Raw genomic sequence first — 11,333 nt, forward strand, 5'->3', positions numbered from 1 at the left:
CATCGGGGTTGACGCGACCGCCGCATTGCATGCCAGATATGGCGCCGATACGATCAAGGTTCCGATCGCGCGGCCGTGGCGGGTGCTCTGCTACCTCGCCATGGGAATGTCGCAGGAGGCGGCGGCGCTCAAGGCCGGCTGCAGCCGCAATTCGGTGCAGCGCGCGCTGGACAAATTCGGCCATCCTGATGGCCGCGCCGGCCGCCCGGCCACGTCACAGCTCGACATGTTCGACAAGGCCGGCTGACGGCCCCGCGCGGGGCCGTGTCTCGTCTCCGGCCCGGCGCGCATCTTCGGCGCACGTTCCCGCGCCGGAGACCAGTCGATGCGTCACTGCCTGCTTGCTTGGCTATGCCTGCTCGTTGTCGTGCTCGCTGCTGGCTGGCACGGCGCGGCGAGCGCCCATCAGGCGATGTCCGGCTGGTCCTATCCCTACACCTGTTGTTCCGATCGCGACTGCGCCGAGATCGCGCCTGACACCGTCCGCGAGGGGGCGGGCGGCTATCAGGTGACGGTCCAGCCCGGTAGCCACCCGATGTGGCCGAAGGTCCGGGCCGACCCGCTGGTCCTCGCGATCCCCTATCGCGAGAGCAAGGCCTCGCCTGACGGCCGCTTCCATCTCTGCATCGACGGCTCCGGCAATCTGCTCTGCTTCTTCGCGGCGATCGGGGGCTCCTGATGCGGTTCGCCCTCGTTTGGAACTGGCGCCAGATCCTGCGCTACGCCTGGTCGATCCGGCTGCTCCTGCTCGCCGGCCTGCTCTCGGGCGCTGAGGTCGCGCTGCCTCTGCTGCAATCCGTCCTGCCGGTGCCGGCTGGCGTGTTCGCGGCCCTGTCCTTCTTCGCCACGGCCGGCGCCTTCGTCGCTCGCCTGGTCGCGCAGGAGACCGTCTCCGGCGCCGGAGCGCAGCAATGACCTCGGTGCTGTCCCTGCGCCCCCGCAGTCGCCTGCAGAAGGGCACGGCGGCGGCCGCGCTCGCCGTCACGCTGGTCGGCGGCTTCGAGGGTCTGCGCCTCAACGCCTATCGTGACGTCGTCGGCGTCGCGACCGTCTGCTACGGCGAGACCCGCGGCGTGAAGCTGGGCGATCGGCACACCAAGCCCGAATGCGACGCCATGCTCCTCAAGGGGCTGCAGGAGTTCGAGCAGGGCGTGCTGGCTTGCACGGCCGTGCCGATGCCCGAAAAGCGCCAGGTGGCGATCATCTCGTTCGCCTACAATGTCGGCACTGGCGCCTACTGCAAGTCGAGCGTCGCGCGCCTGCTCAACGCCGGCCAGCCGGCGGCCGCCTGCGATGCCTTGCTGAAATGGAACAAGGCGGGCGGCATCGTCTTCCCCGGCCTGACCCGCCGGCGCCAGGCCGAGCGCGCCCTCTGCCGCGAGGGCCTCTGATGCTGGCAGCCTGGGCGTTGCGGAACTGGAAGGGCCTTGCCGCCGCCGGCACGTTCCTGGTGCTGGTCGCGTGCGCGGGCCTCGGCTTCTGGCGCGGCATGGTCGCGATCGAGCGGCTGCAGGCGCAGGCTGCCGCGACGGCGCGAGCCGAGCGGGACGCCCATTGGCGCGCCGAGATCTCCGCCGCGAATGCCAAGGCCGAGCGCGCCAGGGCCGACCAGGCGCAGGCCGTGGCCGCGATCGAGGCCAGGGCAGCGGGCGATGCGGCCCGCTTTCAAACCGAGTTGAACGAGATGGAGAAGGCCAATGCGGCCCTTGCTGGTGGCGACCGTTGCGGGCTGGAGCGCGATCGCGTCCGCCTGCTCGACGGCGCCAAGCCCTGAGCCGTTGGTGAAGCTGGAGATCGTCCGCCCGCAGCTGCCGGCGGCGGCGCGCCAGCCCTGCGCCGCGCCGGTCGCGCTGCCGCAGCGGGATATCGCGGCGGCCGAGGTGACCTCGGCTTGGGGCCGCGACCGGGCGAACCTGCGCCTTTGCGAAACGAGGCGGGCGGCAGCCGTCGCGGCCGTTGATGGAGCGGCCCAGTGAGTGAAATGCTGACCTTCTTGCAGAACCATAGCGGCGTGATCGCCATCCTCGTCTCGATCGCCTCGGCGGTGATCGCGACGCGCTTCGTCACGAAGATCGACTTCGACAAGGTCTGCACCGGCATCCGTGCCGATCATGAGAAGGCCGTGTCCAGCCTCGACGCCAAGTTCACCCTGACGATTGACAAGCTCGACAAGGCCGAGGACCGGATCGCCCGCGTCGAGCACGAGCTCAACCACCTGCCGAGCCGCGAGACGGTTCACCGCATGGAGATCTCGTTGGCGAATCTCAACGGCGAAATGCGCGCCCTCGGCGAGCAGTTGAAGCCGGTCGCCTCGATCTCCGAGCGACTGCAGGAATTCCTCCTCGAGCAGGCGAATCGCCGATGAGCTTGGACACCTTCATGCGCGAGGAAGCGCGCCTCATCATCCTGAAGGCCTTGGCCGAGCAGCAGGACGAATCGCTCGGAAGCGAGATGCTCCGTCGGCACTTGGCGACCTTCGCGATCCGCCGCGAGCGGGAATGGGTCCATGACGAGCTGCGCTGGCTTGCCGAGATGGGCGCCGTGACCGTGACGGTCGCCGGCACCATCCTCATCGCGACGCTGACCGAGAAAGGTGCCCGCCACCTCGGACGGGAGATCGCGATCGACGGCGTGATGCGTCCGTCGAGGCCGCGCTAGCGATGGCAAACAAGCGCGGGCGCCTCTCAACGCTGGATCTTCTGCCGATCGAGGCAGAGGAGGATGTTGCTTGGGCCTTTGCGGAGCTGCGGGCTCGCAAGCAGACGCAGGACGATATCCGCGACGCGCTGAACCTTCGCCTCAAGCTCAAGGGTATCGCCCCGATCTCGGCGTCGGCCTTCAATCGGGCCGCGGTTCGCACGGCGCGTATGGCGCATCGCCTGGGCGAGGTCAGGGAGATGGCGTCAGCTCTTGCGACGAAGTTCGAGGACGGCGGCGACGAGGATCTGACGCTGATGGTCTCGGAGACCATCAAGGCGATGATCTTCGAGATGCTCGAGAACGCCGGGACGCTGAAGGCGAACCCGCTCACGGCCGAGATGATGGCGAACCTCGCCACGGCGTTGTCGGGGGCAGAGCGGGCCAAGAAGATCAGCGCCGACACCCGCAAGATGATCGAGCGCGATTTCGCCAAGAAGGCCGAGGCGGCGATCGAGAAGGTCAGCGACGCCAAGGGCCTGTCGCCCGAGACTAAGGAGGCCTTCAAGCGCGAGCTCTTCGGAGTGCGTAATGGCTGAGGCTGCCGCCACCGATCGGCCGACGCGGGAGCAATGGGTTGATCTCCGCCGCGCGCAAGGACGAGCGACGCCAGCCGACTGGCGGGAGACCTCGGTACTGCTCGGCTACCAGGCCGAGATCGTGCGCCAGTGCGAGCTCAACGACGTCGTCGTCGTCGAGAAGTCCCGCCGCACCGGCGCCACCTGGGGCGCGGCAGCCGATGCGGTGCTCCGCTCGGCCTCGCCGCGGTCCGACGGCGGGATGGACACGCTCTACATGGGCACTTCGCACGACATGGCGAAGGAGTTCATCGACGCTGCGGCCAACTGGGCCCGCCTGTTCGAGAAGGCGGTTGTCGGCGCCGGCGACATCATCTTCGACGATGGCTCCGAGAAGGGCGTCCAGGCGCTGAAGATCGACTTCGCGTCCGGCTTCTCGATCGTGGCGCTGTCGTCGAAGCCCCGCTCCCTGCGCGGCCGCCAGGGCTTTGCCGTGCTCGACGAGGCTGCCTTCGTCGACAACCTCGCCGAGCTGATCAAGGCCGCCATGGCCTTCCTGATCTGGGGCGGCAAGGTGCTGATCATCTCGACGCATAACGGCGCGGACAATCCCTTCAACCTGCTGATCACCGACATCCGCGCCGGCCGGCTGCGCTATGGCATCGTCCGCTTCGACCTCGACGACGCGCTGCGCGACGGCCTGTTCGAGCGCATCTGCCTGATCAATGCCCACAAGCACGGCGAATGGACGCCCGAGAAGGAAGCTGACTGGCGCGAAAAGCTGATCTCCGACTATGGCGACGGCGCCGATGAGGAGCTCTATTGCATCCCCTCACAAGGCTCCGGCGCCTGGCTGCCCGGCCCGCTGATCGAGGCGCGCATGGTCGATGCACCGGTGCTGCGCCTCGGCTTCCCCGACAGCTTCACCATGGAGCCGGAGCACCGGCGCAAGGCCGAGGTCGCGCGCTGGATCGAGGAAGAGCTCCTGCCGGTCATGCGCTCGACGCTCGATCCGGCGCTGCAGACCGGCTTCGGCATGGACATCGGGCGATATCGCGACCTCACGGTCATGTGCCCGATGCAGATCACCAGGATCATGCGCCGCATCGTCCCGTTCCTGGTGGAACTCTCGAAGGTGCCCTTCCAGCAACAGGAACAGATCCGCGACGCTATGGTCGGCGGGTTGCCGCGCTTCATCGGTGGGCGGACAGACGCAACCGGTATCGGCGCGAGCCTGGCGGAATCGGGCACGCAGAAGTTCGGCGCCAGCATGGTCGGCGTGAAGTTCTCGACGGAGTTTTACCGGATCGAGATGCCGCCGGTGAAGGCGGCCTTCGAGGACGATTCAATCGGGATCCCGCGTGATGCCGAGGTCGGCGCGGATCTGCGGACCTTCAAGATTGTCAAGGGCATCGCCACCTTGCCGGCACTTCGCACCGGCGCGGCCGCCGGCGGCACCCGCCACGGCGACGCTGGCATTGCGATCGTGCTGGCCTACTCGGCCACCCGCATGCCGTTCGTTCCATACAGCTACCAGGCGGTGACCTCGGCCGGCCCCGCCACTGCGGACGGGCCGCGCGGCTTCGGCGCCGATGACGAGCCGGCTGGCGGCGGGATGCTGCCGAGGCTTCGCGGAAGGATGTTCTGATGGCGCGCCCCTCCAAACTGCTCGGCCCGGACGGCAACCCGATCGACTATGACGACGTCTTCGGCCCGCCCAAGGCCGGCCCGACGCTCACCGGCGTGCGCTCGCCGATCTCCGGCCATCCGGCCGATGGCCTGACGCCGACGCGGCTGGCCTCGATCCATCGTGCCGCAGCGACCGGCAGCCCGCTCGCCTGGCTCGAGCTCGCCGAGGACATCGAGGAGCGCGACCCGCATTATCTCTCCGTGCTCGGCACGCGCCGCCGTTCGGTAGCCCAACTACCGATCACGATCGAGGCGGCGAGCGACGATGCCGAGCACGTCCGCCATGCCGACTTCCTGCGCGAATGGCTGAAGGAGGGCGTGCTCGAGCTCGGGCTCTTCGACATCCTCGACGCCATCGGCAAGGGCTTCTCGGTCACGGAGATCGAGTGGGAATCGACGCCCGAGGCCGTGCTCCCCAAATGCCTCGACTATCGCCCGCAGCGCTGGTTCGAGTTCGACCAGGTCGATGGCGAGACTGTCGTCCTGGCGGAGGGCGTGACCCGCGAGCCGCTCTCGCCGCACAAGTTCATCATCCATCGGCACAAGGCCAAGAGCGGCCTCACCATACGCTCCGGCCTCGCCCGCGTCGCCAGCTGGGCCTGGATGTACAAGGCCTTCACGGCCAAGGACTGGGCGATCTTCACCCAGAACTATGGGATGCCCACGCGCGTCGGCAAGTTCGACCGGGCGGCCTCGGACGCCGACAAGGAGGTGCTGTGGCGCGCCGTCGCCAACATCGCGGGCGACTGCGCCGCCATCATCCCGGCGGAGATGTCGATCGACTTCGTCTCGGTTGAGAAGGGCACGGGCTCGCCAGGACAGCTCTATGAGCGGCGCGTCGACTGGTTCGATCGGCAGATCTCGAAGCTGGTGCTTGGTCAGACGACGACGACGGACGCGGTCTCGGGCGGCCATGCGGTCGCGAAGGAACATCGCCTCGTCCAGGAGGATCTCGAGCGCGCCGACGCCAAGCTGCTTTCGGCCTCGCTGACCAGGCAGCTGATCCAGCTCGTCATCGCGCTCAACTTCGGGCCGCAGTCGAAATATCCGCGGCTCAATATCGGCCGGCCCGATGAAGTGCCGTTGAACGATGTCGTCAACGCCATCGACAAGCTCGGGCCGCAAGGCCTGACGATCGAGGCCAGCGAGCTGCGGGACCGGCTCGGCTTCTCGGATCCGGCCAAGCCCCGGAGGGACGGCAAGGCGCCCGAGCTCATCGGCGGTCGCCCGCGGGCGCCGGCGGTTCTCCCCCCCGGCGTCGCGGATCCTTCCAAGCCGCCCTTCGAGCAGATGCGACATCTCGTCAGCCGCCACGCCAGCGCGCCGGAGCCGGAATTTGTCGACCGCATGACCGAGCGCCTGGCGCAGGATGCCGCGGGTGCACTTGCAGGTTTGACCGGAGCGGTGAAGGAGGCCTTCGACGCGGCCGCGGACCTGGCCGACCTGGCCGATCGCCTGGCCCGGCTCGAGCTGGATCCGGAGCAGCTCGCGCAGGCCATGGGCCGCGCGATCGCGCTCTCGCATCTGACCGGACGGGCGGCCCTACTCGACGAGATCTCGGGCGAGCGCGATGCCGGTCGCGACTGACGCCCCGACCCGCCAGTCCGGAAGGCACGCCAGCGGCCCACAGGTGCTTCAATTCCGGTTTGAAGGAATTCTGCGGAGCATCGGGGCCGCGGCGGCCCGCGGGCCTCAGCGGCCTTCCTACGGGCTCGCGCCATGACGACGACGACGAGCGCCCTCGGCCTGCCTTTCGAGGAGGCGATCGCCTTCTTCCGCGACAAGCTGAACCTGACCTCGACCAGCTGGACCGATGTCTGGCAGAAGGCCAACGCCAAGGCCTTCACTGTGGCCGGCGCGACCACCACCGCGCTCGTCGAGGATTTCCGCCGGGAGATCGAGAAGGCGCTCGAGGAGGGAACGACGCTGCAGGCGTTCCGCGAGCGCTTCGACGAGATCGTGCAGCGCCATGGCTGGAAGCATACAGGCCGGCCAGGCTGGCGCGCTCGCGTCATCTACGAGACCAATCTTTCCATGGCCTATTCGGCCGGCCGCTACGTCCAGCAGACCGAGCCGGCGACGCTCGCCGCCTTCCCGTACTGGCAATATGTCCACTCCGGCGCCCGCCATCCGCGCAAGCAGCATCTCGCCTGGAACGGCACCGTGCTGCGTGCCGACGATCCGTTCTGGAGCTGGGCCTATCCGCCGAACGGCTGGGGCTGCGGCTGCCGGGTGCGGCCGGTCAGTGAAGCGGGTTTGAAGCGCCAGGGGCGGCGCGGCCCTGACGAGGCGCCCGAGCGGCTGCCGATCCGCGAGGTCAACCGGAAGACCGGCGAGGTGCTGACCGGCTCGCAGGGCGTCGATATCGGCTTCGACTACAACCCCGGCCAGATGTGGAAGACCTCGCCGAGCGGTTCCGTTCCTGGGCTGGAGGATCGGTGAGCGGCTTCTCCGTCACCTTCAGGCTCGACTGGAGCGAGGTCAGCTCCGCTTTCCAGCGCCTCGCCTATGTCATGGCGGACACGACGCCGATCACGCGCGCGATCGGCACCGGCCTCGTCACCTCGACGCAGGATCGCTTCGACGACGAGATCAGCCCGGACGGCGCCGCCTGGGCGCCGCTCAATCCGGTCTATGCCGCCGGGAAGCGCGGCGCCGGCATCCTGCGCGAGCGGGCGATGCGCGGTGGCCTTCAAGGCTCGATCACCTACCGGGCCGCCCGGGCGGAGGTCGAGGTCGGCAGCAACAAGATCCACGCCCGGGTCCACCAAGACGGCGCGGTCATCACTCCGAAGGGCGGCGGCCGCCTAGTCTTCCGTCTCGGCAACCGTGTCGTCCATGCCCGCTCGGTCACGATCCCGGCGCGGCCCTATGTCGGTATCAGCAGTGACGACCAGGTCATGATCCTGGATGTCGTCGAAGGCGGTCTTGCCCGCGCCCTCGGTTCCGGGCCATCATCAGGTCGCCTGCGCTGACCGGGTCGCGCTGATCCCCCAACATCGCCATGTAGATGGAGGCCCCTCGCGGGGCCGTGTCGCGGCCATGCGGCTCCGGCCACATTCGGCGGCGATGAAGACCGTTGTTTCCTCCCTTCACTTCCAGATCCCGGCCGGTGCCGCTCCCGAGTGGGTGCACCTGACGCCGGCCGGGACTTTTCGTGGGGGCGACGGACGCGGGCCGTTCACGCTGGAGGGTGCCGACGATGTGATCCGCGCCTCGATGTCGGCGGGCAAGATCCCGCTCGACGAGAATCATTCGATCGACCTGGCGGCCCCTGAAGGTCGCCCGGCGCCGGCCCGCGGCTGGATCGTCGAGATGCAATCGCGCGCCGACGGTCTCTGGGGGCGGGTCGAGTGGACCGCGACCGGCAAGCGCCTGGTCGAAGAGGGCGACTATCGCGGCATCTCGCCGGTGCTGATGAGCACCAAGACCGGCAAGCTTCTCAAAATCCTGCGGGCCTCGCTCGTCAACGATCCGAACCTGCCTCTGACCACGCTCCACAACCGGGAGAACGACATGGATTTCCTCGCCAAGCTGCGCAAGGCGCTCGGGCTGACGGACGATGCGGCCGAGGATGCGGTCCTGACCACGGTCACCTCGCACGCGGCGATCGCCGCCGCCCAGGGCAAGCCGGCGGATCACCGCATTGCCGAAGCGGCCGGCCTCAAGGCGACGGCCACCGTCAACGAGGTCGTCACCCATCTGCAGGCGAAGATGCCGGTGGGCGTCAAGGTCGAGGCCGTCAAGATCGGCCTGAAAGCTGCCGGCCTGGACTTCGACACGGCCACGGCCGAGCAGATCACCGCGCATTTCAAGACGTCCGACACTGGCGACGCCGAGCTCCGCCAGACGGTGATCTCGCTGCAGTCGCAGCTGACGACGCTGCAGACGGACACTGCGAAGAAGGCGGCCACCGCCTTCGTCGACGCCGCGATCTCCGCCGGCAAGCCGATCAAGCCTCTGCGCGACCACTACATCGCGCGCCACCAGAAGGACGCCGCCGGCGTCGAGACCGAGATCAACGCGCTCGTCTCGATCCATGGCGGCTCCGTCAAGGCCCCCAAGAGCGGCGAGGCGGGCGCGCTCGACGCCGACGAGAACGCCATCGTCAGCCTGATGGGCCTCGACCCGAAAAAGTTCGCCGAGACCAAGGCGGAGCTCGACAAGACCGCCCTCTGACCTCGTCGCCGATCTGACGCCACCCGGAGCAACCCATGGCCGCCCTGTCCGCCGATCGCAACACGCCGACCCGCTCGCCCGAGGAAATCGTCCTGCCGGCAGCCGCGGCCAAGAAGTTCTTCGCTGGCGCACTTGCTGCGCTGGACGCGAACGGGCGGGCGACGCCCGGCGCCGTTGCGACCACCCTGAAGGGGCTCGGCCGCGTCGAAGCTTACGTCGACAATTCCGCGGGCGCGGCCGGCGATGTCTCGGTGAAGATCCGCCGCGGCACCTTCCGCTGGGCGAATTCCGCCGCCGGTGACGCGATCACCGCCGCCGACATCGGGGCGGACGCCTACATCGTCGACGACCAGACGGTCGCGAAAACCAACGGCACCAACACCCGCTCGGTCGCCGGCAAAATCATGGACGTGGACGCCCAGGGCGTCTGGGTCCGCTCCGGCTACTGACGCCGGCTCACCCGTTCACCAGCTCGAGGCCACCTCATGATCGTCAACCAGGCTTCCCTCCGGACGCTGTTCATCGGCTTCAACACCGCTTTCAAGAGCGGTCTCGACAGCCAGGCGGCGTCCCAGTTCGCTCGCATCGCCACCACCGTTCCCGCCACCACGAAAGAGCAGGACTACGGCTGGCTCGGCAAAGTGCCGAACGTCCGCGAGTGGATCGGCGGCCGCGTCGTGCACTCGATCACGCAGGCCGGCTACACGATCAAGGAGAAGCCCTACGAGGTCACGATCGCCGTCGACAAGGACGACATCGAGACCGACAATCTCGGCATCTACGCCCCGCTCTTCACCGAGCTGGGGGCTGCCTCTGGCTCGCATTACGACCAGCTCGTCTTCAGCCTGCTTAAGGCCGGCTTCAGCACCGCCTGCTACGACAAGCAGTATTTCTTCGACACCGATCACCCCGTGCTCGACGAGGCCGGCGCCGTCACCTCGGTCGCCAACACCGATGGCGGTGCGGGCACCCCCTGGTTCCTGATCGACGACACCCGCTTCCTCAAGCCGATCATCCTGCAGAAGCGCAAGGCCTGGAACCTCGTCCGGAAGGACCAGGAGACCGACGACAACGTCTTCGACAAGAAGGAGTTCGTCTACGGCACCGACGCCCGGCACAACGTCGGATTCGGCTTCTGGCAGTTCGCCTGGGGCTCCAAGCAGACCCTCAACAAGGCGAATTACAAGATCGCCCGCGAGGCGATGATGGGGATGAAGGGCGACTTCGGCCGGCCGCTCGGCGTCAAGCCTCGCCTGCTCGTGGTGCCCCCGAGCCTCGAAGGTCAGGCGCTGGAGATCGTCAATTCCGACAAGGACGCCGCCGGCGCCACCAACGTCTACAACAAGACCGCCGAGCTCCTCGTCTGTCCCTGGCTCGCCTGATCGGCGGCGCCCTGTCACGAGCCGCCGGCGCCGCCGGCGGTTCCAGAGAGGACGTAACCGGAGCTTCCCATGTCCGAGACCGAGACCCAGGCCGAGAAGGCCCCCGGCATCCGCATCATCAGCCGGGCCCATGACGGCTTCCGCCGCGGCGGCGTCGCCCACCCGGCCGACGCCACCTATCCGGCCGACCATTTCACGGCGGAGCAGCTCGAGCAGATCGAGGCCGAGCCGCTGCTGACCGTCATCCTGGAAGCCGGCGCCGAGCGCCCGGCCAAGCCGAAGGGCGGCCGCAAGGCGAGCTGACCAGATACCCAGGGGCGGTCTGGCACGGCTCGCAAGGCCTCCAGCACCCGATGGGAGCCCGATCGAAGGATCGGTGCAGGGACTTAGTCCGCCGCCGCACCAATGCCGGAGCGAAAGCAACCGGGGCAAATCCGGCGATGCCAGAGAGGGCTAGCCGGGCGGGGTTGTGAGTAGGCGAGCCGGGCGCGCACTCGGATGACAGGGCAAAGACCCGGAGGCGGTGAGAGCCCGCCGCGACCTTTAACGGGGAGACCCATGGCCTACGCCACCCTCCAGGACATGATCGGCCGCTTCGGCGAGACGGAGATGCTGCGGCTCTCCTCCGTCGACGGCGAGCTGCCTGAGACGGTGAACGCCGCGCCGGTCGAGCAGGCGATCGCCGATGCCGACGGCATCATCGATAGCTATCTGCGCAAGCGCTATTCCGTGCCGCTCGCGCCGGTGCCGCGGGCGATCATCAACGCCTCCTGCGTCCTAGCCCGCTATGAGCTCTCGGTCGGCGGCGATCGCGAGCCGGCCGACCAGGTGAAGGCCGGCCGCAAGGACATCGTCGCCTGGCTGACCC

18 protein-coding genes are annotated in these 11,333 nt (G+C 68.3%); all 18 read left to right on the forward strand.

The window, feature by feature from the left end; translation table 11 throughout:
* A partial coding sequence (locus tag CXY91_RS28455; protein WP_199777595.1) for a hypothetical protein occupies nucleotides 1-247 on the forward strand: 247 nt, incomplete at its 5' end.
* A gap of 78 nt (nucleotides 248-325) precedes the next feature.
* Nucleotides 326-679, forward strand: a complete 354-nt coding sequence (locus CXY91_RS28460) for a hypothetical protein (RefSeq protein WP_100965339.1) — start codon at nucleotides 326-328, stop codon at nucleotides 677-679.
* The gene (locus CXY91_RS28465) at nucleotides 679-915 is read left to right on the forward strand and encodes a DUF7940 domain-containing protein (RefSeq protein ID WP_100959651.1); all 237 of its coding nucleotides are present in this window, start codon (nucleotides 679-681) and stop codon (nucleotides 913-915) included. Before CXY91_RS28460 ends, CXY91_RS28465 begins: the two co-directional genes overlap by 1 nt.
* Nucleotides 912-1,391: a lysozyme gene (locus tag CXY91_RS28470; RefSeq protein ID WP_100965340.1), complete on the forward strand. Its 480-nt coding sequence runs from the start codon at nucleotides 912-914 to the stop codon at nucleotides 1,389-1,391. Before CXY91_RS28465 ends, CXY91_RS28470 begins: the two co-directional genes overlap by 4 nt.
* Nucleotides 1,391-1,774: a hypothetical protein gene (locus tag CXY91_RS28475; protein ID WP_100965341.1), complete on the forward strand. Its 384-nt coding sequence runs from the start codon at nucleotides 1,391-1,393 to the stop codon at nucleotides 1,772-1,774. Before CXY91_RS28470 ends, CXY91_RS28475 begins: the two co-directional genes overlap by 1 nt.
* Before the next feature lie 7 nt (nucleotides 1,775-1,781).
* Nucleotides 1,782-1,976, forward strand: coding sequence for a hypothetical protein (locus CXY91_RS28480; RefSeq protein ID WP_100965342.1), 195 nt, complete (start codon nucleotides 1,782-1,784; stop codon nucleotides 1,974-1,976).
* Nucleotides 1,977-1,981: 5 nt separating this feature from the next.
* Complete coding sequence (locus CXY91_RS28485; RefSeq protein WP_100965343.1) at nucleotides 1,982-2,365, forward strand: DUF2730 family protein; 384 nt, start codon at nucleotides 1,982-1,984, stop codon at nucleotides 2,363-2,365.
* Nucleotides 2,362-2,658, forward strand: a complete 297-nt coding sequence (locus CXY91_RS28490; protein ID WP_100965344.1) for a VpaChn25_0724 family phage protein — start codon at nucleotides 2,362-2,364, stop codon at nucleotides 2,656-2,658. Before CXY91_RS28485 ends, CXY91_RS28490 begins: the two co-directional genes overlap by 4 nt.
* A 2-nt stretch (nucleotides 2,659-2,660) precedes the next feature.
* Nucleotides 2,661-3,236, forward strand: a complete 576-nt coding sequence (locus CXY91_RS28495) for a DUF3486 family protein (protein WP_100965345.1) — start codon at nucleotides 2,661-2,663, stop codon at nucleotides 3,234-3,236.
* Nucleotides 3,229-4,863 carry a hypothetical protein gene (locus tag CXY91_RS28500; RefSeq protein ID WP_100965346.1) on the forward strand — a complete coding sequence of 545 codons (1,635 nt, stop codon included), beginning with the start codon at nucleotides 3,229-3,231 and terminating at the stop codon, nucleotides 4,861-4,863. The genes CXY91_RS28495 and CXY91_RS28500 overlap by 8 nt, the downstream gene beginning before the upstream one ends.
* Nucleotides 4,863-6,491, forward strand: a complete 1,629-nt coding sequence (locus tag CXY91_RS28505) for a DUF935 domain-containing protein (RefSeq protein WP_100965347.1) — start codon at nucleotides 4,863-4,865, stop codon at nucleotides 6,489-6,491. The genes CXY91_RS28500 and CXY91_RS28505 overlap by 1 nt, the downstream gene beginning before the upstream one ends.
* A gap of 132 nt (nucleotides 6,492-6,623) precedes the next feature.
* Entirely contained in the window at nucleotides 6,624-7,346 is a 723-nt protein-coding gene (locus CXY91_RS28510; protein ID WP_100965348.1) for a phage head morphogenesis protein, read from the forward strand.
* Nucleotides 7,343-7,879, forward strand: a complete 537-nt coding sequence (locus CXY91_RS28515; RefSeq protein WP_248307671.1) for a phage virion morphogenesis protein — start codon at nucleotides 7,343-7,345, stop codon at nucleotides 7,877-7,879. The genes CXY91_RS28510 and CXY91_RS28515 overlap by 4 nt, the downstream gene beginning before the upstream one ends.
* A 94-nt stretch (nucleotides 7,880-7,973) precedes the next feature.
* Nucleotides 7,974-9,083: a phage protease gene (locus tag CXY91_RS28520; RefSeq protein WP_158673636.1), complete on the forward strand. Its 1,110-nt coding sequence runs from the start codon at nucleotides 7,974-7,976 to the stop codon at nucleotides 9,081-9,083.
* Nucleotides 9,084-9,118: 35 nt separating this feature from the next.
* Nucleotides 9,119-9,532, forward strand: a complete 414-nt coding sequence (locus tag CXY91_RS28525; RefSeq protein WP_100965350.1) for a hypothetical protein — start codon at nucleotides 9,119-9,121, stop codon at nucleotides 9,530-9,532.
* A gap of 36 nt (nucleotides 9,533-9,568) precedes the next feature.
* Entirely contained in the window at nucleotides 9,569-10,465 is an 897-nt protein-coding gene (locus CXY91_RS28530) for a Mu-like prophage major head subunit gpT family protein (RefSeq protein WP_100965351.1), read from the forward strand.
* Between the two features lie 69 nt (nucleotides 10,466-10,534).
* Nucleotides 10,535-10,768, forward strand: a complete 234-nt coding sequence (locus CXY91_RS28535) for an HI1506-related protein (protein ID WP_100965352.1) — start codon at nucleotides 10,535-10,537, stop codon at nucleotides 10,766-10,768.
* 255 nt (nucleotides 10,769-11,023) lie between these two features.
* Nucleotides 11,024-11,333: gp436 family protein (locus tag CXY91_RS30665; RefSeq protein WP_199777596.1), on the forward strand; the 310-nt coding region annotated here is incomplete at its 3' end.

This window comes from Allobosea sp. FBZP-16 (assembly GCF_002831785.1).
Lineage (GTDB): Bacteria > Pseudomonadota > Alphaproteobacteria > Rhizobiales > Beijerinckiaceae > Allobosea > Allobosea lupini.